The organism is Pseudolabrys sp. (genome assembly GCF_050250095.1).
Taxonomy (GTDB): Bacteria; Pseudomonadota; Alphaproteobacteria; order Rhizobiales; family Xanthobacteraceae; genus Pseudolabrys.
Genome location: NZ_JBFWPH010000004.1, coordinates 328,764 through 349,241, shown reverse-complemented (window position 1 = coordinate 349,241; position 20,478 = coordinate 328,764). Strand labels below are relative to the sequence as shown.

At 57.1% G+C, this 20,478-nt stretch carries 30 protein-coding genes; all 30 read left to right on the top strand.

All coding sequences use genetic code 11. The features are described from left to right. The first annotated feature begins 8 nt into the window (after nt 1–8). The 30 genes from AB7F10_RS14710 to AB7F10_RS14565 all read left to right on the top strand — a co-directional run bounded on the left by AB7F10_RS14710 (nt 9) and on the right by AB7F10_RS14565 (nt 20,152). Nucleotides 9–335, top strand: a complete 327-nt coding sequence (locus AB7F10_RS14710) for a hypothetical protein (RefSeq protein ID WP_428561761.1) — start codon at nt 9–11, stop codon at nt 333–335. An 11-nt stretch (nt 336–346) separates the two neighbouring features. Continuing rightward, entirely contained in the window at nt 347–679 is a 333-nt protein-coding gene (locus AB7F10_RS14705; protein WP_428561763.1) for a hypothetical protein, read from the top strand. Then, a complete protein-coding gene (locus AB7F10_RS14700) occupies nt 676–1,002 on the top strand; it encodes a hypothetical protein (protein ID WP_428561765.1) in 327 nt (108 codons plus the stop codon). Before AB7F10_RS14705 ends, AB7F10_RS14700 begins: the two co-directional genes overlap by 4 nt. Further along, nucleotides 977–1,285, top strand: a complete 309-nt coding sequence (locus tag AB7F10_RS14695) for a hypothetical protein (RefSeq protein ID WP_428587174.1) — start codon at nt 977–979, stop codon at nt 1,283–1,285. The genes AB7F10_RS14700 and AB7F10_RS14695 overlap by 26 nt, the downstream gene beginning before the upstream one ends. Beyond that, nucleotides 1,282–1,653, top strand: coding sequence for a hypothetical protein (locus AB7F10_RS14690; protein ID WP_428561767.1), 372 nt, complete (start codon nt 1,282–1,284; stop codon nt 1,651–1,653). The genes AB7F10_RS14695 and AB7F10_RS14690 overlap by 4 nt, the downstream gene beginning before the upstream one ends. Continuing rightward, entirely contained in the window at nt 1,650–1,781 is a 132-nt protein-coding gene (locus AB7F10_RS14685) for a hypothetical protein (protein ID WP_428561769.1), read from the top strand. Before AB7F10_RS14690 ends, AB7F10_RS14685 begins: the two co-directional genes overlap by 4 nt. A gap of 57 nt (nt 1,782–1,838) precedes the next feature. Then, nucleotides 1,839–2,135 (top strand): DUF6378 domain-containing protein, encoded by a 297-nt coding sequence (locus AB7F10_RS14680; protein WP_428561771.1) that lies wholly within the window; start codon nt 1,839–1,841, stop codon nt 2,133–2,135. An 11-nt stretch (nt 2,136–2,146) separates the two neighbouring features. Next, a complete protein-coding gene (locus tag AB7F10_RS14675; RefSeq protein WP_428561773.1) occupies nt 2,147–2,389 on the top strand; it encodes a hypothetical protein in 243 nt (80 codons plus the stop codon). Nucleotide 2,390: 1 nt separating this feature from the next. Further along, complete coding sequence (locus tag AB7F10_RS14670) at nt 2,391–2,624, top strand: hypothetical protein (RefSeq protein ID WP_428561775.1); 234 nt, start codon at nt 2,391–2,393, stop codon at nt 2,622–2,624. Between the two features lie 64 nt (nt 2,625–2,688). Next, entirely contained in the window at nt 2,689–3,759 is a 1,071-nt protein-coding gene (locus tag AB7F10_RS14665) for a hypothetical protein (RefSeq protein WP_428561777.1), read from the top strand. Between the two features lie 76 nt (nt 3,760–3,835). After that, on the top strand, nt 3,836–4,318 hold the full coding sequence (locus AB7F10_RS14660) for a hypothetical protein (RefSeq protein WP_428561779.1): 483 nt from the start codon (nt 3,836–3,838) through the stop codon (nt 4,316–4,318). A gap of 14 nt (nt 4,319–4,332) precedes the next feature. After that, the gene (locus AB7F10_RS14655) at nt 4,333–4,548 is read left to right on the top strand and encodes a hypothetical protein (protein ID WP_428561781.1); all 216 of its coding nucleotides are present in this window, start codon (nt 4,333–4,335) and stop codon (nt 4,546–4,548) included. Then, nucleotides 4,535–4,897 (top strand): hypothetical protein, encoded by a 363-nt coding sequence (locus AB7F10_RS14650; protein ID WP_428561783.1) that lies wholly within the window; start codon nt 4,535–4,537, stop codon nt 4,895–4,897. The genes AB7F10_RS14655 and AB7F10_RS14650 overlap by 14 nt, the downstream gene beginning before the upstream one ends. Then, nucleotides 4,869–6,161, top strand: coding sequence for a vWA domain-containing protein (locus tag AB7F10_RS14645; protein WP_428561785.1), 1,293 nt, complete (start codon nt 4,869–4,871; stop codon nt 6,159–6,161). The genes AB7F10_RS14650 and AB7F10_RS14645 overlap by 29 nt, the downstream gene beginning before the upstream one ends. A 36-nt stretch (nt 6,162–6,197) precedes the next feature. Beyond that, nucleotides 6,198–6,563 (top strand): hypothetical protein, encoded by a 366-nt coding sequence (locus tag AB7F10_RS14640; protein ID WP_428561787.1) that lies wholly within the window; start codon nt 6,198–6,200, stop codon nt 6,561–6,563. Beyond that, the gene (locus AB7F10_RS14635; RefSeq protein WP_428561789.1) at nt 6,544–6,924 is read left to right on the top strand and encodes a hypothetical protein; all 381 of its coding nucleotides are present in this window, start codon (nt 6,544–6,546) and stop codon (nt 6,922–6,924) included. The genes AB7F10_RS14640 and AB7F10_RS14635 overlap by 20 nt, the downstream gene beginning before the upstream one ends. A 3-nt stretch (nt 6,925–6,927) precedes the next feature. Then, nucleotides 6,928–7,608, top strand: coding sequence for a hypothetical protein (locus AB7F10_RS14630; RefSeq protein WP_428561791.1), 681 nt, complete (start codon nt 6,928–6,930; stop codon nt 7,606–7,608). Between the two features lie 124 nt (nt 7,609–7,732). Further along, on the top strand, nt 7,733–9,637 hold the full coding sequence (locus AB7F10_RS14625; protein ID WP_428561793.1) for a DNA polymerase: 1,905 nt from the start codon (nt 7,733–7,735) through the stop codon (nt 9,635–9,637). Between the two features lie 243 nt (nt 9,638–9,880). Continuing rightward, complete coding sequence (locus tag AB7F10_RS14620; protein WP_428561795.1) at nt 9,881–10,327, top strand: hypothetical protein; 447 nt, start codon at nt 9,881–9,883, stop codon at nt 10,325–10,327. Between the two features lie 74 nt (nt 10,328–10,401). Continuing rightward, nucleotides 10,402–10,749 carry a hypothetical protein gene (locus AB7F10_RS14615; RefSeq protein WP_428561797.1) on the top strand — a complete coding sequence of 116 codons (348 nt, stop codon included), beginning with the start codon at nt 10,402–10,404 and terminating at the stop codon, nt 10,747–10,749. Next, nucleotides 10,746–11,168, top strand: coding sequence for a hypothetical protein (locus tag AB7F10_RS14610; protein WP_428561799.1), 423 nt, complete (start codon nt 10,746–10,748; stop codon nt 11,166–11,168). The genes AB7F10_RS14615 and AB7F10_RS14610 overlap by 4 nt, the downstream gene beginning before the upstream one ends. After that, nucleotides 11,165–11,842, top strand: coding sequence for a PD-(D/E)XK nuclease family protein (locus AB7F10_RS14605; protein WP_428561801.1), 678 nt, complete (start codon nt 11,165–11,167; stop codon nt 11,840–11,842). Before AB7F10_RS14610 ends, AB7F10_RS14605 begins: the two co-directional genes overlap by 4 nt. A gap of 346 nt (nt 11,843–12,188) precedes the next feature. Further along, nucleotides 12,189–12,470 (top strand): hypothetical protein, encoded by a 282-nt coding sequence (locus AB7F10_RS14600; RefSeq protein ID WP_428561803.1) that lies wholly within the window; start codon nt 12,189–12,191, stop codon nt 12,468–12,470. Continuing rightward, nucleotides 12,467–12,781, top strand: a complete 315-nt coding sequence (locus AB7F10_RS14595) for a hypothetical protein (RefSeq protein WP_428561805.1) — start codon at nt 12,467–12,469, stop codon at nt 12,779–12,781. The genes AB7F10_RS14600 and AB7F10_RS14595 overlap by 4 nt, the downstream gene beginning before the upstream one ends. Then, entirely contained in the window at nt 12,714–14,324 is a 1,611-nt protein-coding gene (locus tag AB7F10_RS14590; protein ID WP_428561807.1) for a helicase-related protein, read from the top strand. Before AB7F10_RS14595 ends, AB7F10_RS14590 begins: the two co-directional genes overlap by 68 nt. Before the next feature lie 226 nt (nt 14,325–14,550). Then, nucleotides 14,551–14,943: a hypothetical protein gene (locus tag AB7F10_RS14585; protein ID WP_428561809.1), complete on the top strand. Its 393-nt coding sequence runs from the start codon at nt 14,551–14,553 to the stop codon at nt 14,941–14,943. Nucleotides 14,944–14,981: 38 nt separating this feature from the next. Then, nucleotides 14,982–16,034, top strand: coding sequence for a hypothetical protein (locus AB7F10_RS14580; protein WP_428561811.1), 1,053 nt, complete (start codon nt 14,982–14,984; stop codon nt 16,032–16,034). A gap of 80 nt (nt 16,035–16,114) precedes the next feature. Beyond that, the gene (locus AB7F10_RS14575) at nt 16,115–19,153 is read left to right on the top strand and encodes a DUF927 domain-containing protein (protein ID WP_428561813.1); all 3,039 of its coding nucleotides are present in this window, start codon (nt 16,115–16,117) and stop codon (nt 19,151–19,153) included. A gap of 1 nt (nt 19,154) precedes the next feature. Further along, nucleotides 19,155–19,580: a winged helix-turn-helix domain-containing protein gene (locus tag AB7F10_RS14570; protein WP_428561815.1), complete on the top strand. Its 426-nt coding sequence runs from the start codon at nt 19,155–19,157 to the stop codon at nt 19,578–19,580. 5 nt (nt 19,581–19,585) lie between these two features. Next, a complete protein-coding gene (locus tag AB7F10_RS14565; protein WP_428561817.1) occupies nt 19,586–20,152 on the top strand; it encodes a phosphohydrolase in 567 nt (188 codons plus the stop codon). Nucleotides 20,153–20,478: the final 326 nt, after the last annotated feature.

Genomic DNA, 20,478 nt, shown 5'->3' with positions numbered 1-20,478 from the left:
GTAACCCGATGAAGATTCCCGAGGTTAAAGAAGAGATCAGGGCGAACGGCCTCACCAACATTTCGTTTATGAACATCGAGGACATTGACCGTCCCGTGTTCGTCGACGACAGCAACACAGCGTTTCCAATTGGCTGGACCAAGGAAGAAGTCGCTCACTGGCGCGTCTTGATGGACCTTCCGCCGTCGCCGAGCAATACAACGCTCGAAGTCGAAGCCTCTTCGGTGAACGCGCCGCTCAACAAGTTCATGCAGCGATATGCACGCAAACGACGCGCGCAGCGATCGAAAGAGAACCTCAGGCAGTATCTCCGATGGCTCGTACATTTGGATTGATCGGAAAACTGATGACACCGCTCGACGACCTGGATGAAGACCAAGAGCTATGCCGTTTTGGTCTGCCCGATGAAATGTTTTTCCCCGCGAAGGGCGACGTGGTTTCGGTGTGGATATCACGCCCCGAACCCGGCTACGTGGCTCAGTTTTGGAAGTCAGGCGGCGAGATAGGCGTGCACGTTGGGCGTGATAAGGGGCGCAAGCTGCAAAAAATTGCTCGCGCTGAAATTCCGCATCAAGCCACTGTGTTGTACGCCGACAGCCCGCTTCAAGCACTTGCTATTATGCGCTACATGATTGGCGGGCTGAAAGCGGGGCGCAAAATTAAGGCCCCGACACGATGAGCCACGTCCACATGATTGCGTGGGGAACGCTCGACGAAAAGAGCATGTCTCCTGAAGACTGGCACACCATCAAACGCTTGGCGCGTGACGAGCTCGCCGAGCACAATATGTGGATCGGCGGCGGGTCCGCTCGTAACCGACATCTTGGTACGTTCCGACTTACGAAGCTTCGAACGTACAAGCAACGAAGTAAGCGCGGAAAGCAAAAGACCTTCAAGCAGCCGGCGCCTCACGAGTACTTCACAGGTAACTTCCAAAACTGCTGCAAGGTCGCGCTGAAGATCATCGAGGGGCGCCGTGACAAAAACAAAAGCGCTGAGTGATCTTCGGTACAAACATCGGTACGTCGATGGAGACCCCGACCCGATCATTGTTGCCCGCTGTTTCCGCTGGGACCTCAAGGTTGTGGAGGTAGTGTCAAACTACGACGCCGGCGAACCCGGTAGTAGTTATATGTTTTTCCTGACACGGCGGTGGCGCTGGACACACAAAATACACCGCGACGACCAAGGTTTCGGCCCGTACGAAGACCCGCTTGTCGCACAATGCGTGTTTAACGCGCTGATGAACCGCGAACCACTAGAGTCGACGGATCTGGAAGAATGACCATCACATCACTGAAACTGGGCTTCCCCGGCGAGCAGACGTATGGGGTAAGGGGCGCGGGCGATGAGCAGTATGTCTGCCATCCGGACAAAGATGCACCGAACCTTGTCGTTGTCATCGAGAATTCGGACAAGGGAAAACTGATGCCCGCGGTCATCGATGACCCACACAACAAGATTATGGCGAGTGTCTTGTCCGGCGAATATGCAGGCTTCTGTACTCTCGAACTGGACCCGTTCGTTTTTTACAGCGGAGCATTAGATAATTCTATCGATCCTAATCCTGTAATGCTTTTGGGCGTTATCTACGACGCGGTTCAGAAATACAAAGCCGACCCGGATTACAGCGACGGGAATTGGGTGCGATGACAACGGTAGTGTTGATCGTGGTGTCGCTCCTTATGTGGTTCATCTGGAAGCAGCTCGAGCGCATCGCCAACGAGCTCGTCGCGTTGCGCAAGATCGCCGAGGACCGACAAAAAATTTATCGGCGCTGAGACCCACGCGTTACCTTAAGGGGTTACTCATCGTTACTTCGAACCACGGAGTAACAAATGAGTTCACCCACAGATGAGTTGCTGAACGAGCGCGGTAAAACGCATGGCGATTATTCGCAGCATGCGGAGATTACCCAGTCGCTCAAGGACTACATGCGTAGCTGTCCGAACTGGAACAGCTTGACGCCCTCCCAGAAAGAAACGCTCGACATGAACGCCCACAAAGTCGGGCGAATTCTCGCGGGCAATCCGAACTTCGCGGATCATTGGGACGACATCGCTGGCTATGCGCGCCTCGTATCCAAAGAGATCGAGCAGCGGAAGCTGGGCGCTACACCCAAACAAGCAGCGTAAGGACCACACGCATGCGATCGTTCACGTTCGACGCGCTTCGCCGCGTCGGCTCACTCGTTGACGACCCGGAACAAGTATCGGCGATGCTGTCGAGCGTGGACGCTAAAGAGCTTCTCGACGGCGAATTGGCGGGCATCAGCGACGTCATCCCGTTTCCGTCAGCTGGCCCGCCGATCGGGCACAACAACCGTCCGGACTACAGTATGTGGCGACGCCATCGCAGTCCGTTCACCAAACGTAACTCCAAGAGGTAACATGACGTCTGCGTTTTGTCCTGACGATGCCCCGCCGAGACTATTCCGGTATCTCCCCAAAACTGAATTTCCGCACGACGAAGTGCTCGCCACCCTCGATAAGACGAGCAACATTCTTCGCATCAACAAAGACCTGTTCGACAACCTGAGCTGGCTACAGAAGCATCTTCTGTTGCGCACTCACAGGTCGATCGTCATAGCCAACCCTACAACGACCAAAAAAGAAGCCGCGTAAGCGGACGCTTTCTTACCCACGAACCACCCCACCATCGAACCACAAGAGAAGAAAGGCTCAGTTCATGAAACTCAGCACTGTGATCCAGCGCATTCCGACTTGGTACAAGTCCGGGCGGTGCTACTACATCAGGTCGGCGCCGGGCCGCGGCAAGACCACTGTGTTCTGCGAGGCCCCCAAGATCCTCGAGAAACAGTTCCCGGGCAAGTCGTTCGGGCTCGTCGTGATCTCCGGTCCTCTTCTGACGCCGTCGGACAGCGTTGGCTACCTCGTGCCGAAGCATCTCGAGACGCACTCCGAGTCGGTCTACACCGATCCGTTCTGGTTCCGCACCGAGGAAGGCAAGCGGCTCGACCAGTACGACGGCGGTATCATCGTCGTCGACGAAGCCGACAAGATGGACACCGACGTCAAGAAGGTGATCGGCGAAGCGGCGCTCTCTGGTCGGCTCGGCCCTCACCGGCTGCCCAAAGGTTGGGTGGTCTGGATGGCCGGCAATCGCCAGAAGGACCGTTCCGGCTCCACGAAAGAGCTCGACCACCTGATCAATCGCCGGTGCGAGCTCGACATCGACGATGACGTCGAGGGCTGGACCAACTGGGCCATCGAGAACGGCGTCTCCCCGATCGCGATCTCGTTCGCCAACCACTACACCCACATCGTGTTCTCGCAGGACCCCCCCAAGGAACAGGGTTCGTGGTGCACGCCGCGGTCGTTCGTGATGGCGGACCAGTACCTCCAAGGCCTCGCTGGTGGCAGTGGCGAAGTGCCGTGCGATCCGACCACCACCGAGGAGATCTCTGGCATGATCGGCGCCGGCGCGGCCGCGCAGCTCATGGCCCACGTCAAGCTCGACCAGGAGATGCCGAAGTACGAGAAGATCATCGCTGACCCCGAGAAGGCGAAGGTCCCGACCAAGCCCGACGCTCAGATGCTGGTCTGCTACAACCTCGCGCACCGTGTCGACAAAGACACCGTGTCCAAGGTCGTCAAGTATATCGAGCGGCTCCCCAAGGAGTTCTCGGTCACGTTCGCCAATGCGGCGTGTAAGCGCGATCCGCACCTCGTGTCGACTCCGGCCATTCAGAAGTGGTGCAGCGAGAACGCCTCGCTGATGGCCCAGCTCGCCCGCTAAACGAGCTGATACTGGCGGGCGGGACCAAAAGTCCCGCCCGTTTTAATAACTTCACGAGGTAGCGGGAGATTTCACGATGTCGACCGAATACGAACGCGTGATCAAGCAGCTCGAAGACGACCGCAATAATTACATCAAAGATGGCATCGCGATCATACGTCACGAGTGGACGCCGGCAACCCGCAAGTTCGCTAGAAACCACGCCTATATCTCTGAACCCACCAGGCGCAAAATACTTCGAGCTACCGCAAAAGAAATGGGCCGAAGTTTCGTCACGTATGACGAGTGGTATTCATGCTGGACGTACCAAAACAACATGCACGAATATCGTTCAGCCGTTGTCACGTTTCCCAGAATTAAAAAGCTTGAGCCGCTGCTAGCACAGCTCCTGCTGCTTAAGGGCCAAGATAACCAAAACAACTGGATGCGATCGGGAGGACAGCGGATCATCTGGTTCCGAGCCAGTGGGTCCTACATCCCGGTTTTTCGCGAAGTCGTCGAGTCCCTGAGAGGCACTCCAGCTCTGCTCGAGATGATTGAGAAGAAAAACCGAAAGTAACCCACGAGGTAACGATGCTTCAAGTCACGATCCAAATGCGCGTCGATTTCGACGCCGAGAAGCGAGAGGACAAGAATCAGCTTGTCATCGCCGCCGCCCGCACCGCTGCAAAAACGCTCATCGCCAACGTGGCGCTGCTGGCGGACAAGCGTAAGCCGCAGGTCAGCCTACAAGTCGGCGATATGTTCACCGCCGACGAGAGCATCGAGATCTTCGATGGCACCGAATGATCCCAGGGGATACCCGGATATCGACCTAGGATTTGCGGTCAGCACAGTCATTCCGCCGGGGAATTTCTGGGGCGCAAAGCCGGTCTATGTCGGCTACTTGCGCGGCTGGTTGGTGTCGTTCTGGTTTACGCCGAGTGTCGGTAGGTACAAACTCAGAATTAGACACCGTCCGGACCTCGACTTCGCAAGGTTTTGCGACGGGGACGACCGAAATAAAGGCGGCTGGGGCGAGGTCGCTGAAGATTGGGAGAACGTCGACACAAAACTGCAAGCCGTCAGCATACTGCACGGTTTTTTCAATGAGAAAGGAATACCGCTCTATGAAGAAGCTCGAACTCGTCAAACTTGACGCCAAGCAGGAGAAGCTGTGGGACGACACGCGCGTCGCCCTGCTCTGGCACTGCCCGGCGTTCTCGCACATCCTCTATACCTTGATGAACAAGGTTGACTCTAAACACATCGCCGTGTTCACCAAGGACGTGCCTGTCGCCGCCACCGACGGCGTCACGCTCATGATCAACCCGGAGACGTTCTTCCCGCTCAAGCTCGAAGAGCGCGTGTTCGTCTGCGGGCACGAAATTCTGCACTGTATCCTGAACCACTGCATCATCGGATATCAGTTCGGGAAGCGTGGCTCCGTCCCCTATCCGGATGGCGTGGTGCTCCCCTACAGCCACGAGCTCATGAACGTCGCGATGGACCTCGTTATCAACGACATCCTCGTCGAGTCGAAAGTCGGGCTCTACAACAAGAAGTGGCTGCACGACGCGAGCATCGCTACCGCCAACGACTCGGTGCTCGATGCCTACCGCAAGCTCTACGAGAAGTGTGCCGGCAAGGGCGGCGGAAAAGGGGATGGCTCCAGTGTTACCGTTCAGGGTAACGTGTCTGGCGAGCAGTTCGACGAGCATCTCGACCCCGGTACGTCTCAGGGGAAAGATGCGCACTCAGCCAGCCAGGATCGCAATACCAGCGAATGGAACACGGGTGTCGCCGCGGCAATGCACTCGGCCAAGGTCCAGGGCAAGCTGCCCGCCGGCCTCGAGCGCCTTCTCAACGAAGTGCTTGAGCCCCAAGTGGATTGGCGCGAACACATCCAGTCACTCTTTGCGCGCAAAGTCGGCGGCGGCACCTACGACTGGCAGAAGCCTGATCGTCGTCTGATCGTGCGGGATATCATAGCCCCCGGTCGGTCTGGGTTCGGCGCCGGTGACGTCGTCGTCGCGGTGGACACCTCTGGCTCGATCGGCGACCGTGAGTTGTCGATGTTCTTCGGCGAGATGTACGGCATTCTCGATACCGTCAAACCCAAGCGTCTCTTTGTGATGTGGTGCGACGCCAAAGTGCACCGCGTTGACGAGATCGAAGATCTCTCCGAACTCATGAGCCTGCGCCGTAAGGGGGCGCCGGGAGGTGGCGGCACGTCGTTCATCCCTGTCTTCGAGGAGATGGAGGATATGGGCATCGAGCCTGATGCGCTTGTCTACTTGACGGACGGAATGGGCTCGTTCCCCGCCCAGGCGCCGTCGTTCCCCGTGATCTGGGGCAACATCTACGAAGGATCTCAGTATCCGTTCGGCGACGTCGTCGACATTCCGAAGCAGGCTGCTTGATTGCTACTCCAGCGGGTAACAGAACGGATAGCAACAGTGAGCGACACCGAGTCGAGCCGGGGCGAGTTGGATCTCAGCCCCGGTGATATCGTGGAGGTCGGCCACAATGAATGGCTCCTACCGGGGCCAGCCATCACCTGCGCCCACGCGCACTCCGGCGCGCCTGGCGTCGTTCTTCTTTTTGGCCGGTCTAAGGTGTTGAGCGGGGTAAATACTTGTTTGTGGGTGGGCAAAGATAGAGTCGAGGAAATCCTTATCAAACAGGCTGACGCTAAAACAATTAAAGCATTTCTCCTGATCAATTTTTGTTGGGACGTTCCGGGCAAATTCATTGAGCAGATACTTGATAGTTCAACTCCAGTCTCCAAGGTGCATGGCTTCCATGACTTCCATGACTTCTGATCTCTGGAGAAGCGTACTCCCGGGCGACGTCGTCAAGCTCCAAGGGGATAACTGGATCGCTGATGGCTATGCGATCGTTACCTTGCTCGATCCCGACATATGGCTCCGCGAGCGTACAAATCTGCCGACGCAGTGTTGGGGTACGTCGAAGCGCCTGACCGATAATGCGCGTGGAACTGCGAGGCGGTTGTGGATTGCAAAGTATTCGATCGTGGAAGTAGTTGATGTGCCACCAACACGCGAAGCGTTGCCAGTATTCGCGATGCTGGTGATGGGTCATATGCTCCCGAACAACGTTCTGGATGAAATTATGAAAAACAGAAAATACGAACTGACAAGAACAGAGCAAGGAACATGGTGAGAAATGTCTGAAGCGTTTTCGTATCGAGACAAGTATGCACTTTATAAGAACCTCGAAACCCTGAAGCGCCGCTGGCTCGCGCTGCACCGCTGCACGATCACGCAGGACCAATTCGCGGATTTGTTTTTGCGTAGCGAGATCCGCGAAGCGTTCCGCGTGGCCATGGCCGGAGCAGAGCGCGGTATTGAGACTGTGTGTGTCACCGCCGATGTTAGCTCCGTACATGTCACTTTGCTGGGGCGGGCCATTGTCCCCGAGGGCCGCCTAACCCTCCAGGACGACACTCCCGAGGACCTCAAGAAATCGATGGTCGATGCGATCGCCAGGCAGAGGGAAACACTCATTGATTTCGAGAAATCCAAAAAACTGCTCGAGATGCTCGACAGAAAATGCAGCACTCCACAGCAGGTTCGGTATCTCTGGCCGGCTGTGCAGTCGCTGTGTTTCGGCGAAGACCTCGAGAACCTAAAAGCACGTATTGGCGTCCATAAAGCGCCGCGCACGCCGGTCTCCGTACCGCCGGAAATTCGGGAGTTGTGTCGTTACACGTCGGGGATCATTACCGCGGCATCGATCCTGCCGGACGAACCGCCGGTAGCGCGCCCCGCTGGATGTATTGAAATTACGCCGGCCGAATTCCAAATAAAAGACGATGCACTCGGAACACTCCGAGTGCATCCATAAAAGAGCTGGGGCGTCACGCGAACCACCACGCGACGCCCCCTTTCTCTTACCCACAAGAGAAGTGCCATTGTCTGGCCTTCTCGAAATAGGACTTGGGGGTCAAAGAGTCAACCCTCATGAAACCATGAAGTTTGCAGTCCTCGATTTTGAGACATACTACGACGATCAATACAGCCTCCGAAAAATGACACCGGTCGAGTATATTCTCGACCCGCGCTTCGAAGCGATCGGATGCTCTGTAAAAGAGGGGCAGCAGTTACCTTACTGGGTAGCTGGTCCAGATCTCGCCAAACTCTTTAACGAGCTGGATCGCGACCAAGGCGTAATAACCCATAACGCGCTCTTTGATATGAGCATCTGCGCGTGGCGCTACGGATTTATACCAAAGTTAATGGTCGACACGCTCGGTATGAGCCGAGCGTGTCTCGGGCATAAACTTAAGAGCCTGTCATTAAACTCGGTGGCATCTCACCTTGGGCTCGGCGTTAAGGGGGATGCTGTCGGCAAGGTCAAGGGGATGAGTTACGCGGCGATCGCCGGTAGCCCAACCCTATACCAAGAACTCATCACCTACGCCAACAACGACGCGGAGCTCTGCGCCGGGATTTTTCATAAACTGTTTTATGGTGGTCACTTCCCGGTGGCTGAGCTCGCTGTCATGGACATGATCCTGCGGTGTGCCGTTGAGCCGTCGTTCGTGATCGACCAGAACATCCTCGCGCAACATCTGGGCGAAGTTCGCGCCAAGAAAGAAACTCTCCTTAGCCAAGCAATGCTGCTGGGCGCCGACGGTAAGAGCTCGCTCATGTCTAATGAGCAGTTTGCGTCCCTCCTGCGCCAGCATGGTGTAGAGCCCCCGATGAAGGTCTCTCCCATCACGGGTAAAACGACCTACGCGTTCGCCAAGACTGACCTAGGACTGCTTGATCTTCAGGAGCACGAAAATCCAGCTGTTCAGGCGCTCGTAGCAGCGCGGCTGGGCCACAAGTCCACCATCGAAGAGACGCGTACCGAACGTCTGCTATCGATCGCAAACCTGTCGTGGCCCGGGCTGGGTCAAGCCAGGCTTATGCCGGTGCCCCTTAAGGTGTCGGGAGCCCATACCCACCGCATGTCCGGCGACTGGAAGCTGAACATGCAGAACCTGCCGGCCCGCGGCGGCAACAATGCGATCAGGCGCGCACTCATGGCGCCCCAAGACCACGAAGTCCTGACCGTCGACTCGTCCCAGATTGAAGCACGTCTCGTCGCCTGGCTCGCCGGGCAGGATGACCTTGTTCTGGCGTTCGAGAACAAAGAAGACATCTATTCGCAGTTTGCTACGGACCTCATGGGCCACCCCGTTAACCGTAAGCTCAAGGACCCAGTGCACATCGCGGAGGGGTTCGTCGGCAAAACTTGTATTTTGGGCCTTGGTTACATGCTGGGCTGGAAGAAGTTCCAAGCCAGGCTCGAAGCCGACTCCAAGAACCAGCTCGGGAACGCCATCGTCTTTGACGACGAGCGGGCGAAAAACACCGTCGACTTCTATCGTCGTAAGTACTCGAAGATCTCCGGACTGTGGCGATGGCTCGAGAACAACGCCATCCCCGCCCTCGCCGGCTTCACTGACCCAGTGACGCTCGGCCCGTGCCTCTTCGAGGAAGGCTCCGTGCTGTTACCTTCGGGGTTGCGGCTCTGGTACGACAATCTTGAGCGCACAAGTGATGGCTGGAAATTCACGTACGGGCGCGAGACTAAGTACCTCTACGGCGGGAAACTCCTCGAAAATCTCTGCCAGGCGCTCGCGCGCATTATTACTTTCGATGCGGCATTGAGAATTCAGAAGCGATGCTCGGTCGAGCTCGATCTGATTGTGCGCATGAAGCTCCAGGTGCACGACGAGAATGTTTTTGTGGTGCACAAAAATTCCCGCATCGCCGTTGAGAAGATCGCCCTCGAAGAAATGCATCGTCGGCCAGAGTGGGGACCAACACTTCCCATCGCTGCCGAAGCCGGACACGGTCCGTCGTACGGCGACGCGAAGTGATCTGTTGTGTCGATCTAGAACAGTGATGGATGATTCTATTTGCCGATGTGTTCATTACTCTCGTGCAACCAAATTCTCATATTCAACTACTTGAAAATTTCGGAAGTGTAGTATACACAATGTTTACCTGTCTCTTGAGTAAACGAAGTCGCGTTACTTGACTGAACCTCTTACCCACACCACCCACAACCTGTCGGCCACGAACCACATCGGCTCTTCTTCAGAGTCGGAGGCCAATAACGCATGTCTAAATCCACGAGAAGTGACCAGACCGAACTCATCGAAAGTCTCCAGGAAAAACTCGCAGTTCAAGAGGCGCGCATCGCCGACCTCGAAGCTGTTCTTGGGATGCACGACAAAAGCCTTGCCGCAACATTCAAACTTTCAAAGTCACTGAGCGACATCCTCGGGCTGCTGGTATCACTACCGGCTGTCACGCCCGAGATGATCAACGTACGGCTTGAGATCGCGACCGACCCAAAAGTCGCGATCCACCGCTTGCGCGAAGCGCTAAAGCCGTGGGGCGTCAAGATCGAGGCGAAGCGATCGCTCGGGTATTTTCTGAGTCCCGAAGAAAAAGCCCGCATCAAGTCGATCGTTACCCCAGCGGTAACGCCACCCAGTGCGGCGCCCAGCGCGGCTCCAGAAGCCGGCGTTCAACCAGACCAAGACAAACAAGAAGCCGCCTAGCGCTTCTTTACTAGAACCACAACCGCCCCGGTTAGCAGCCGGGGCCGTAATGACTCGTACCCACGAAGGCGTCCATGGAACAGGATGAAATTAAGAGAATGGCGGACTACTTCAAAGATAGGTATCCGACGAAATTTAATCCTAACGCGCCCAGCCTGGTTGGCGCCGCCATGATGGCTACAAAAGCAGAACCGGTCCACGAGTCGGAAGAAGAGCTTCTCGACGTTATCGCGCGCCGCCTGCGTCAGACCGCCAGCTCAAATATGGGCTTCGATTACGTTGGCGCCCACAAGAGCGGCGACACTGTGAACGTGTTCGTTGTGGTCGGCGGGCAGCCGACAATTCTTCAGGACGGCTGGGATCTTTTTCCGAGCGACCAGCTCGTGACACAGATCCGGCTACTGAAGAAGGATCGCTCATGATGGCGCTACTTACACCCAGCACGGCGAACACGATCGGTGCGATGGGCGGTGGCGGACATTGCCTCACCTGCGGAGCTCCACAGTCGTCGTGCGTTTGCGCAATAAATCTGAGCAACCAATTCTATCCGGGGGGCAGTATTGCTCGAGCGGCGCCGTGGCAAACCGCGACGCCGGAATACCCGCATTACCCGCGTGAAAGCTATGAGCTCGTTCAGCGCGTGAGTAATCGATTTATTTGGTCCGGATCGTGGATTGATATGGACCGGTTCAGTGCGTTCGCGGTCCGCCTTAACGACAGCCGGATTGCGCTCTGCCTGGTCATCAACGAGAAGCTCGTCACGATCGAAGACGAAGCAAGACTGTTTCCGAGCGACACGCTTATGGCGTCTCTTCGGTTGATCATCCCGGAGACGAAATGAACGCGCCGTACCAGAAACCATTTGCATGGTCGTACTCGAAACTGAAGAACTTCGAGACGTGCCCTAAGCGCCACTACGAAATCGACCTCGCCAAGAACTTCCAAGAGGAAGAAAGCGACACGTTAAAGTGGGGCAATGAGGTGCACAAACATCTCGCTGCCCGTTGTGGGTGGAAGCGCGTCCCCCTACCCGAGACCATGAAACCATTTGAGAAGTGGTGCGAGAGGGTCACAGCTGGAGCGGGCGATATCGAGGTCGAGCAGAAGCTTGCTATCACCCGGGATTACGGCCCTTGCGGTTATTTCGACCGGACCGCCTGGTTCCGCGGCATCGGAGACGTCATCAAGCGGTGCGAAGACGTCGCGCTTATTCTGGATTGGAAAACTGGGAAGGTACTCGACGACAGCGTGCAGCTTGCGCTGATGGCGCAGTGCGTGTTCGCCCACTATCCGGATATCAAGAAGGTCCGCAGCGAATTCATCTGGCTCAAGTACGAGGATACGTCGACCGGCGAGACATTCTCGCGCGAAGACATGCCGAACCTGTGGAAGTACATCTGGCATCGCGTCGAGTCGCTGGAGAACGCCTACAAGACCACGACCTATCCAGCGAAACCGGGCTCACTCTGCAAGAAGTGGTGCCCTGTCACGTCATGTCCGCATCATGGGAAGTGACATGGGCGGAATGACAAACCCGGCACCGCTACCCACGGGTAGCAAGCAGATTGTAAGCATCGTGAATTCCGCGTTTGCCCGCGTGGGGGCTGTGCCCGCCACCGATTGGCTCGTGGAGTCCGAACTCGATGCAAAAGCGTTCTTACATATCGCCTCGATAGCAGCCTCAGAACTCCGCAAAAAAAAAAAAAATCGTCAGAGTACGTGTTTTGGTAAAACCAGATACTATGCACTTCCAAATTCTAGTGGATGTCCGAACGCCGTCTGGCGAGACTTACACGCTGAGTGAAATGTCGGACGATGGATACCCGAGCACCACCCTCATCGCGCAGATCGCGTTGGTGGCATGATTAAAACACTCTCTGGAAAAACAATCGCGGAGCAGATCGCCGGCCGCAACGCGCTACAACGCCGTCTCGCAGAAGACGCCGGCGATAAAGCGATTCATTATTTGGCGAAATACAAGAATGTGAAGGCGACGGTGTTGCCTCTTTATACCGCGGCGTCATGCGTCAGACTTCATATTCTGATTAGAGACCTAGCGGGCGAGACTTTATTCGAGTCGATTGAGGACCCGGATACTTTTCCAAGTGAACTTCTGGTCGCGAAACTGACGGTGATCTCGTGACACCCGAAGGGCGAGTAAAAGCCAAACTCAATCGCGTCATAAAGCGGTTCCCAGATGTCTACAAATTCATGTCGGTGCCGTCCGGCTTTGGGCCGAGCACGCTCGACTACACGCTGTGTGTGAACTCGTTTTACATCGGCATCGAAACGAAGGCGCCGGGTAAACATCCGACGCCCCGACAAATTGGAATGATGAGCGATATCCGCCGGGCGGGCGGCATCGTTCTCGTAATCGACAACACCGATGACGCTGAGCACGTCGGGGTTCTCCTCAAACTGCTCAGCAATGCAACCCGTCCAAGTCAGCACTAAACACAAACTGGTCGGCGTCCCCTTCGACCAGGCGATCAGAAATCTCTACCCAAGCGCGCCGGAGATGAACTTCGCGGGAGCGAAGCATCTTCTTGTGCCACATACGCCCACCGAAACGTTCATCCTGCGCAAGCACGGGTTCGACGTCCCGTCGCCAATTCTTACGCACTACGACTGGGCCGGCGGAGATCCGTTCGATGTTCAGAAGAAAACCTGTTCGGTCCTGACTACGAACCAGCGCGCCTACGTGCTCAATGGTATGGGCACCGGCAAGACGAAAGCCGCGCTGTGGGCTTGGGATTACCTCAGGAGTAACGGCCTCTGCAAGAAGGCGCTCGTCCTCGCACCTCTGAGTACGTTGAACTTCACATGGGCGCGTGAGGTCTTCGCGACCCTGCCCCACCGCAAATGCGCGGTTCTCCACGGCACCAAGAAGCTCCGTACTGATCGGCTGGCCGACCCAGAGCCAGAAATCTACGTCATCAACCACGATGGCACGAAAGTCATCGAGAAGGAGATCATCGCCGCGATTGCATCCGGCGAGATCGACACGCTCATCGTCGACGAGCTCGCCATCTACAGAAACGGCGGCGCGCAGCGCACCAAGAGCGTGCGCAAGATCGCCGCGCTTTGCTCGTGGGTGTGGGGACTTACCGGGTCGCCTATCCCGACGAGCCCGACAGACGCCTGGGCTCAGTGCAGCATCGTAACGCCGAACACAGTTCCCAAATACTTTGGTCGGTTCCGCGACGAGCTGATGATCCGGGTGAACCAATTTAAGTGGGCCCCCAAAAGCGACGCAGTTGATCGGGCGTTCGCCGCCATGCAGCCCGCGGTGCGCTTCACGCTCGAGGATGTGGTTGAACTTCCTGAGTGTGTCGAGCGGACCGTCGATATCGAACTCGGGGCGCAGCAGAAAAAAATCTACAAGGAGATCGCCGACAGCTGCTACGCGGCGGTTCAGTCCGACGAGATTACGGCCGCCAACGCCGGCGCCATGATGATGAAGCTGCTCCAGATCTCGACGGGCTGGGTTTACACAAAAGACAAGAACGTCGTCGCCCTGGATAACGACAAGCGCATCGAGGCGCTGGTCGACGCGGTCAACTCAACTGACCGCAAAGTCCTCGTGTTCGTCCCCTTCAAACATGCGCTTGAAGGAATTTCCGCGGCGTTTACCCGCGAAGGTATCGACCACGCATGTGTCGATGGCGACACTCAGGCCAGAGACCGCGACAATATCTTCAACCTGTTCCAGAACACCGACAAGTACCGGGTCATCGCTGCGCATCCACAGTGCCTAGCGCACGGCATCACGCTCACGGCCGCGGACACGGTTATTTGGTTCGCCCCGGTTACGTCGCTCGAGATCTACGACCAGGCGAACGCGCGTATCCGCCGTGTCGGTCAGAAATACAAACAGCTCTATCTGCACTTCCAGAGCACCCAGGTCGAGAAACGCATCTATCAGATGCTCCAAGGAAAGCAGAAAGTCCAAGACCAACTTCTTGGGCTGTTCGAGGAGGCGAGCCGTGCAGCATGATCCAGGCGACGATCAGGACCTGTATCTCGCCCAGTGTGCCGGCAAGTCGGCGTTTGACAGCTACAAGATGGCGAACCGTGTTCAGGGTCGACGACGTCGGCATGATCTTCGTGGCGCTATCTATAAATGCCCGTACTGCCGGAAGTTTCACATCGGTACAGCGAGAAGCGGACGCAATTTCGGGCGCGGGAAATGGAGGCGGTAACAATCGTGAGAAAGGAAAACCATGTCAAACGCAATTGATTTCAACAAACGTGTTGAGCAGTTCAACGAACTGCGCGACGAAATCAAACGCATCGAAGACGAGCAAAAAAAGCAGCTCGCTCCGTACAAAGAGACACTCGAGCAACTGAACAGTGTTCTATTGGCGCACCTCAACGACGTCGGTGCCGATAGCGTATCATCCGCGGCTGGCACTGTTTACCGCAAAGAGCGCAAGTCGGCATCGATCGCTGACAAGACCGCGTTCTGGGCTTGGGTCGTCGCCAACGCCGACTGGGATCTCATCGATGTGAAAGCCAACGCTACGGCGGTTGAAGAATTCGCCGAGAAAAACGGCTCACTACCGCCCGGCGTGAACTTCACCGCCAAGCATGATGTTGGCGTCCGACGAAAGTAATCCTATCTAACGAATTACCCACAGGAGTTACGAACCACATGAATGCAGTTGTATCTCGGCCACAGTCGTTCGGGGCCATCTCTAGCAAATTCGCGACACAGCAGGTCGACAACGAGCTCGCCGCCGGCGTCGAGACTGGCTATCCGATCCTCGGTTACCGCGGAAAGGTCTGGTCGATCCGCTATCGCGGCGCCGCCACCGAGCTGATGCGTCCGGATGGTGACGGTCCGATGAATTCCGTCGAAGTCGTCATCCTCAAGTCGAGCACGCACAAATCGAAGATCTGGTACGAGAACGGCTGGGTCGAAGGGTCCAACGCCGCGCCAGACTGCTTCTCGGCCAATGGCGTCGTGCCCGACGCATCGTCCACCAAGAAACAGTCCTCGGTATGCGCGACGTGCCCTCGCAACGTCTGGGGCTCCGGACGCGACGGTAAGGGCAAGGCGTGCCAGGACTCAAAGCGTCTCGCGATCACGCCACTCGGCGATATCGAGAACGCCGCGTATGGCGGTCCCATGCTGCTTCGTGTGCCGGCTGCGAGCCTCGACGGGCTTGCTCAGTACGGCAACCTGATGCAGCGGGAGGGCTACCCGTACTACGCGATCGGAACCCGCATCGCCTTCGACCAGAAGGAGTCGTACCCGAAATTCGTATTCACGGGCATTCGGCCGCTGAACGACGACGAAGCCGACAAAGTCATCAAGCTGCGAGAAGATCCGCAGGTGGTGCGAATTGTCGCCGAGCTCGAGAGCGAGCAGGCGCCGGTTCAGGACCAAGCCCCCAAGGCTCAAGTATTCGAACAGTATACGGCGCCCCAGGCCTCAGCCCCTGCCCCCCAGACCACAGCGGCCGCACCGGTTCAGCCATCTCCTCAGGTGACCGCCGCCGCTCCCGTCGCCACGTCGGGGTTTGGCACCGGAGGTGGTGCCGCCCAGGTTCAGGCTTCTCCGGCGCAGCCGGTCAAGGCCGAGACCCCGGTCACGGCGTCCCCGGCTGTCCAACCTGCGCAGTTGGCCCAGTCGCAGGTCGATTTCGACGCTGCGATCGACGCCAAGCTGGATGCTCTCCTGCCGAAGTACGGCTCCAAGTAACACACGAAATGACCATCGAACCACGTTACCCACCCGAGTAACGTGGTTCCTCTTCTACCCACAGAACCACAAATCTTGGAATGCCATTAGAGCAGGCTCGCGAGTATCTCGCACGAGTTTTGCCCTGGGACGACAAAAACTTCGTTGGTGTCCATTACACCTTTCAGGGCGAAGGATACGACAAACCACGATGGTCCGGGAGTGCCGCCAGAGATCTGGACGGCGCGATGCGCTCGCTCGCGTACATTCTCAAGCGAAGCGACACGCGAGACATCTACGCGTGTCTGAGCACACAGATCGAAGCCCACGAAAAGACGAGCCCAAAGGGCTACAAATATTTCAACGCGATACGTTCGCAGAAAAACGCGGTCGCGCTGAAGTCGCTCTTTTTGGACCTCGATGCCAAAGGCCAAAGTAACGACTCGTACAATGATCTGACCGAGGCTACCGACGCCCTATGCAAGTTTTTGTCGGAAAGCGGCATGCCTCGCCCCACGATGGTTGTTGGGTCTGGCGGCGGTATGCACGTCTACTGGCTGCTAAACCGCGCACTCACGCCGGATGAATGGCGCCCTCTGGCGTACGCGCTAGCCGAAGCCACGAAGCGGCACGGTCTCAAATGCGACACCCAGTGCACTATCGACAGCGCACGGGTCTTGCGCATCCCGGACACGCTGAATTGCAAGAGCGAGCCTAAGCGATCGGTCTCCTTCTTGGGGAGTCGACTGGACTTCGACTACGCGATCGAGCGCATTACAAAAGCTCTGGAGCCGTACAAAGTAGCAGTGCCCGTCGCTGTCTCTGGTCCCGTTCTGGATCAGTCGGTGTTCCCGAAACGACAGGCGATCCTCGGCGAAAGTGAGTTGTCCTCTGGGATCGAGCCGTCAGCTCCGCCGCCCGTACACATCAATGATGCGGCGCGCGAATGTGCGTTTATCCGGGAGACAATTGCTGACGGCGGCCTCACTAACAGCCAGCCGTTGTGGAACCTCACGACGCTGCTCGCGACATTCACTGACGACCCGCGCAACGACACCCATAGGATGTCGCGCGGGCATCCGGACTACACGAAAGAAAAAACCGATGAGTTCTTCGACCGTAAAGACCGGGAACAGAAAGAAAAAGGTCTTGGCTGGCCGAGCTGCTCGACGATCTCGGCGTCCGGCGCAAGGCAGTGCGCGGCGTGCCCGCACTTCCAAAAGAACAAAACGCCGTACCACTTTATCCCCCGGCGAGAAGCGCCTGCGCAAAGCAGCCAAGCTTTTGTGCCTTCCGGTCTACAAGCTACGACGTCTTTTGGAGCGGGAACGCAATCATCGGGCACCCTATCGACTGTACTTCCGGTGGGACCCAATCCCGCCGGGCCAGCCATAAACGATCTACCCGACGGATACATGAGAGATGCAAGAGGCATCATTTCATTGCTCGTCCAGGACGAAGCCGGCACCCAGAAATTCCCGGTGACCGATTACCGGATGGATGATCCGTGGCTTCAGGTGTCGCCGCGCGCCCTCCACTTCACGACTGTCACCGATCGCGGCAAAAGCCAGCAGATCACCATCCATCTCGAGCATGTTGGCTCTATGGAGATGCGCCGCATCCTCCAAGATCAAGGCCTCATGCTGCCGGTTGGCCCCAAGGCTACCGAGAACGTCACGAGGTTTTTTGTGAGTTGGATCAAGAAGCTCCAAGAGACGAAAGACAGCGTTTCGTCTTCGCCATTCGGCTGGCATGTGCGCCAGGGCATCGGGAAACTTGAAGGCTTTGTGTACGGCGGCAAACTATGGACGCCGGCGGGCGATACGCTCGCAGCCGCTCCAGATACAGTGCTGGCCAGACACTACGCTCCGACTGGAGACGAGCAGTCGTGGGTTGACGCATGCCGCCTGATTACCTCGCAAGGTAGGCCCGAGCTCGAAGCCATCGTGGCGTCGGCCTTCGGCGCTCCGCTCGTTCGGTTTACCGGTCAGCCCGGTGTCCTCATGAGCGCCTTCTCTAAGGCATCCGGTATCGGCAAATCGACATCGCTCAAAATTGCGCAGGCGGTGTGGGGCGACCCGGTCAAGGCGGTGCAGAGCCTCAGCGACACTCAGAACGCTGTTATGAACAAGCTGGGCGAGATCAGGTCCCTGCCTCTCTATTGGGATGAGCTAAAGACTGAAGACGACACCAAGAAGTTCGTCAATATCACGTTCCAGACGACGCAGGGTAAAGAAAAGGCCCGCATGTCGCGCAGCGTAACGCAGCGCGAACCCGGTAGCTGGCAGACGCTTCTTGTGTCGGCCTCTAATGACAGCCTTCTGGACTACGTTATCGGCCGCACGAACATGACCACGGCCGGCATTTACCGGGTGTTTGAATACTCGATGGACCCGCCGGCGGCGGGTGCCCCCGGCCAGATTGAGCCATCAGATGCTTCCCTCATCGTAGCCCGGCTGAACGACAATTACGGACAGGTCGGGCTTAAATACGCTCAGTTCCTCGGCCAGAACCACGCCACCATCGAAAAAGAAGTCGGCGATTTTCTGAAGGCGTTCAGCAAGAGCGTCGGAGCAACAGCCGACGAGCGGTTTTGGACGGCGCTCATTGCGTGTGTGTGCATGGGTGCCAAATACGCCAATCAGCTCGGCGTGGCCACGTTCAACGAAGACGCCCTCAAATCTTTTATGGTGTCGGTCCTCGGAAAAATGCGCTCCGTCCGAGTTGAGCAACCAGTGGACATGGACGTTGCAGAAAACATCTCCAACGTCATCGCGCAGTATCTGAACGCGATGCGGTCCAGGCACACGCTTATCACCAACCGCGTCCACATCGTGAAGGGCAAGCCGCAGCCCGGAACCATCAAGGTCGTAAGCGACGCCAGCCGGCTCGATGGGATCTACGTGCATTTGGGGCAGGAGGACAAGGTTCTGCGCATTAGCTCGATCAGCTTGTCCGAATGGTTGCGTGAGAAAGGGTACTCCAGACACATCTTTACGGAGGCCCTAAAGAAAGAATTCGGCGTCAAGAGCGTGCGGGGTCGTATCGGATCGGGCACTTCTCACGCTGGCGCCACCGAATATCTGCTTGAGATCCAGCTCGCCGGGCACCCGCTGCTCGACTTTATCGACGAGGCCTGACGTGAGTGAACACATGATCCCGGCTCGCGAGATCCAGAATATCGTACAGGCCCTCCACGCGGAGGAGAACCTACTGGCGACCCGAGCCGCTGACATCATCATGGACCTCGCAAAGTCGAGCGGTCTCGAGGAGGTGGTGCTCGACGTCAAGTTCGACGACGTGCACTTTATCGTTGAGCGCGGCAAGCGGGCGACCAAACTCGGGCCAAGGACCTACGGCCTCGTCAAAACGCTGTGCAGCGCCTACCCCAAAAAGATATCGGCGCGTGATCTATACGACACGCTCTACGGTCGCGGCAGCGGCCGCAGCATCAATACAATTCGTGTTCTGGTAAAGCCGGCGCGGGCAGCGCTCGCTGAACTGAATATCGAAATCGTGAACCACCACGCAAAAGGGTACAGGATCGTACTCTCCCCACAGGAGTAATCGTTTTGGCAGTCGACGTAGGAAGCGCTCGCATCGGCGAGTGGATGCAGACGTACACGGGCAAAAAATTCTGGCCGATGGACCCTAGGCCGGAGGAGATCGACATCATCGATATCGGCCGCGCCCTCTCCAAGATGTGTCGGTACGGAGGGCACTCCCTCAAGTTCTATTCGGTCGCTGAACACTGTGTGTTGTGCTCGAGGGCGGCGCCGGCGCATCTCAAAATGACGGCGCTTCTCCACGATGCGAGCGAGGCCTACCTCGTTGACGTGCCCCGCCCGATCAAGCCGGCTCTCGATAACTACTACAAAATCGAGGCTAACCTCATGCAGGTGATCAGCAAGAAATTCGGGGCGGTATGGCCGTTACCCCCAGAGGTAAAACAGATCGACAACGCCATCCTCCGGGATGAGCGCCTTGCGATCATGGCTCACATGGATGTTCCGTCTGAGATCTGGGGCGACGCCGCCGAAGGACTCGGTGTCGAGATCGAATGCTGGAACCCGGAGCGAGCGTTCCAGGAGTTCCTCAAAGAGTGCACGGCGGCGAACTACGCGAGGTTGGCAGCGTGAAGTGGACAACAAAGCAGGGTAAAGCCAGCCTCATGAAGCGGTCGGGCTGGCATCCGTGGTTCGCCTGGAAGCCAGTAACTCTACCCGAGATCAACACGGATGCTCTCTACCTCCCGCAACGCAGGGCGTGGCTGTGTAAGGTCGACCGGCGCCTAAGTATGAGGTTGGGCGACTATGTTTGGGAGTACCGTGACCCTCAATGACCCAACCCCTTCCCGGACATATCATGCCAGACGAGCTCGCTCGAAATTACGGGCAGTCGGAGCGTCGCGTCCGTAAGCTGGCGAGAGAATTGGGATTGGCGCGCGGCCGCCCGATGTTTATTT

Excerpts from the sequence above, each read along its gene's own strand:
- AB7F10_RS14605 (WP_428561801.1), top strand. The coding sequence starts at position 11,165 with ATGAACGCGCCGTACCAGAAACCATTTGCATGGTCGTACTCGAAACTG.
- AB7F10_RS14665 (WP_428561777.1), top strand. The coding sequence starts at position 2,689 with ATGAAACTCAGCACTGTGATCCAGCGCATTCCGACTTGGTACAAGTCC.
- AB7F10_RS14655 (WP_428561781.1), top strand. The coding sequence starts at position 4,333 with ATGCTTCAAGTCACGATCCAAATGCGCGTCGATTTCGACGCCGAGAAG.
- AB7F10_RS14630 (WP_428561791.1), top strand. The coding sequence starts at position 6,928 with ATGTCTGAAGCGTTTTCGTATCGAGACAAGTATGCACTTTATAAGAAC.
- AB7F10_RS14650 (WP_428561783.1), top strand. The coding sequence starts at position 4,535 with ATGGCACCGAATGATCCCAGGGGATACCCGGATATCGACCTAGGATTT.
- AB7F10_RS14690 (WP_428561767.1), top strand. The coding sequence starts at position 1,282 with ATGACCATCACATCACTGAAACTGGGCTTCCCCGGCGAGCAGACGTAT.
- AB7F10_RS14710 (WP_428561761.1), top strand. The coding sequence starts at position 9 with ATGAAGATTCCCGAGGTTAAAGAAGAGATCAGGGCGAACGGCCTCACC.
- AB7F10_RS14590 (WP_428561807.1), top strand. The coding sequence starts at position 12,714 with ATGACGCTGAGCACGTCGGGGTTCTCCTCAAACTGCTCAGCAATGCAA.
- AB7F10_RS14660 (WP_428561779.1), top strand. The coding sequence starts at position 3,836 with ATGTCGACCGAATACGAACGCGTGATCAAGCAGCTCGAAGACGACCGC.
- AB7F10_RS14680 (WP_428561771.1), top strand. The coding sequence starts at position 1,839 with ATGAGTTCACCCACAGATGAGTTGCTGAACGAGCGCGGTAAAACGCAT.
- AB7F10_RS14575 (WP_428561813.1), top strand. The coding sequence starts at position 16,115 with ATGCCATTAGAGCAGGCTCGCGAGTATCTCGCACGAGTTTTGCCCTGG.
- AB7F10_RS14700 (WP_428561765.1), top strand. The coding sequence starts at position 676 with ATGAGCCACGTCCACATGATTGCGTGGGGAACGCTCGACGAAAAGAGC.
- AB7F10_RS14600 (WP_428561803.1), top strand. The coding sequence starts at position 12,189 with ATGATTAAAACACTCTCTGGAAAAACAATCGCGGAGCAGATCGCCGGC.
- AB7F10_RS14685 (WP_428561769.1), top strand. The coding sequence starts at position 1,650 with ATGACAACGGTAGTGTTGATCGTGGTGTCGCTCCTTATGTGGTTCATC.
- AB7F10_RS14705 (WP_428561763.1), top strand. The coding sequence starts at position 347 with ATGACACCGCTCGACGACCTGGATGAAGACCAAGAGCTATGCCGTTTT.
- AB7F10_RS14620 (WP_428561795.1), top strand. The coding sequence starts at position 9,881 with ATGTCTAAATCCACGAGAAGTGACCAGACCGAACTCATCGAAAGTCTC.
- AB7F10_RS14580 (WP_428561811.1), top strand. The coding sequence starts at position 14,982 with ATGAATGCAGTTGTATCTCGGCCACAGTCGTTCGGGGCCATCTCTAGC.
- AB7F10_RS14645 (WP_428561785.1), top strand. The coding sequence starts at position 4,869 with ATGAAGAAGCTCGAACTCGTCAAACTTGACGCCAAGCAGGAGAAGCTG.
- AB7F10_RS14675 (WP_428561773.1), top strand. The coding sequence starts at position 2,147 with ATGCGATCGTTCACGTTCGACGCGCTTCGCCGCGTCGGCTCACTCGTT.
- AB7F10_RS14635 (WP_428561789.1), top strand. The coding sequence starts at position 6,544 with ATGACTTCCATGACTTCTGATCTCTGGAGAAGCGTACTCCCGGGCGAC.
- AB7F10_RS14670 (WP_428561775.1), top strand. The coding sequence starts at position 2,391 with ATGACGTCTGCGTTTTGTCCTGACGATGCCCCGCCGAGACTATTCCGG.
- AB7F10_RS14625 (WP_428561793.1), top strand. The coding sequence starts at position 7,733 with ATGAAGTTTGCAGTCCTCGATTTTGAGACATACTACGACGATCAATAC.
- AB7F10_RS14610 (WP_428561799.1), top strand. The coding sequence starts at position 10,746 with ATGATGGCGCTACTTACACCCAGCACGGCGAACACGATCGGTGCGATG.
- AB7F10_RS14585 (WP_428561809.1), top strand. The coding sequence starts at position 14,551 with ATGTCAAACGCAATTGATTTCAACAAACGTGTTGAGCAGTTCAACGAA.
- AB7F10_RS14615 (WP_428561797.1), top strand. The coding sequence starts at position 10,402 with ATGGAACAGGATGAAATTAAGAGAATGGCGGACTACTTCAAAGATAGG.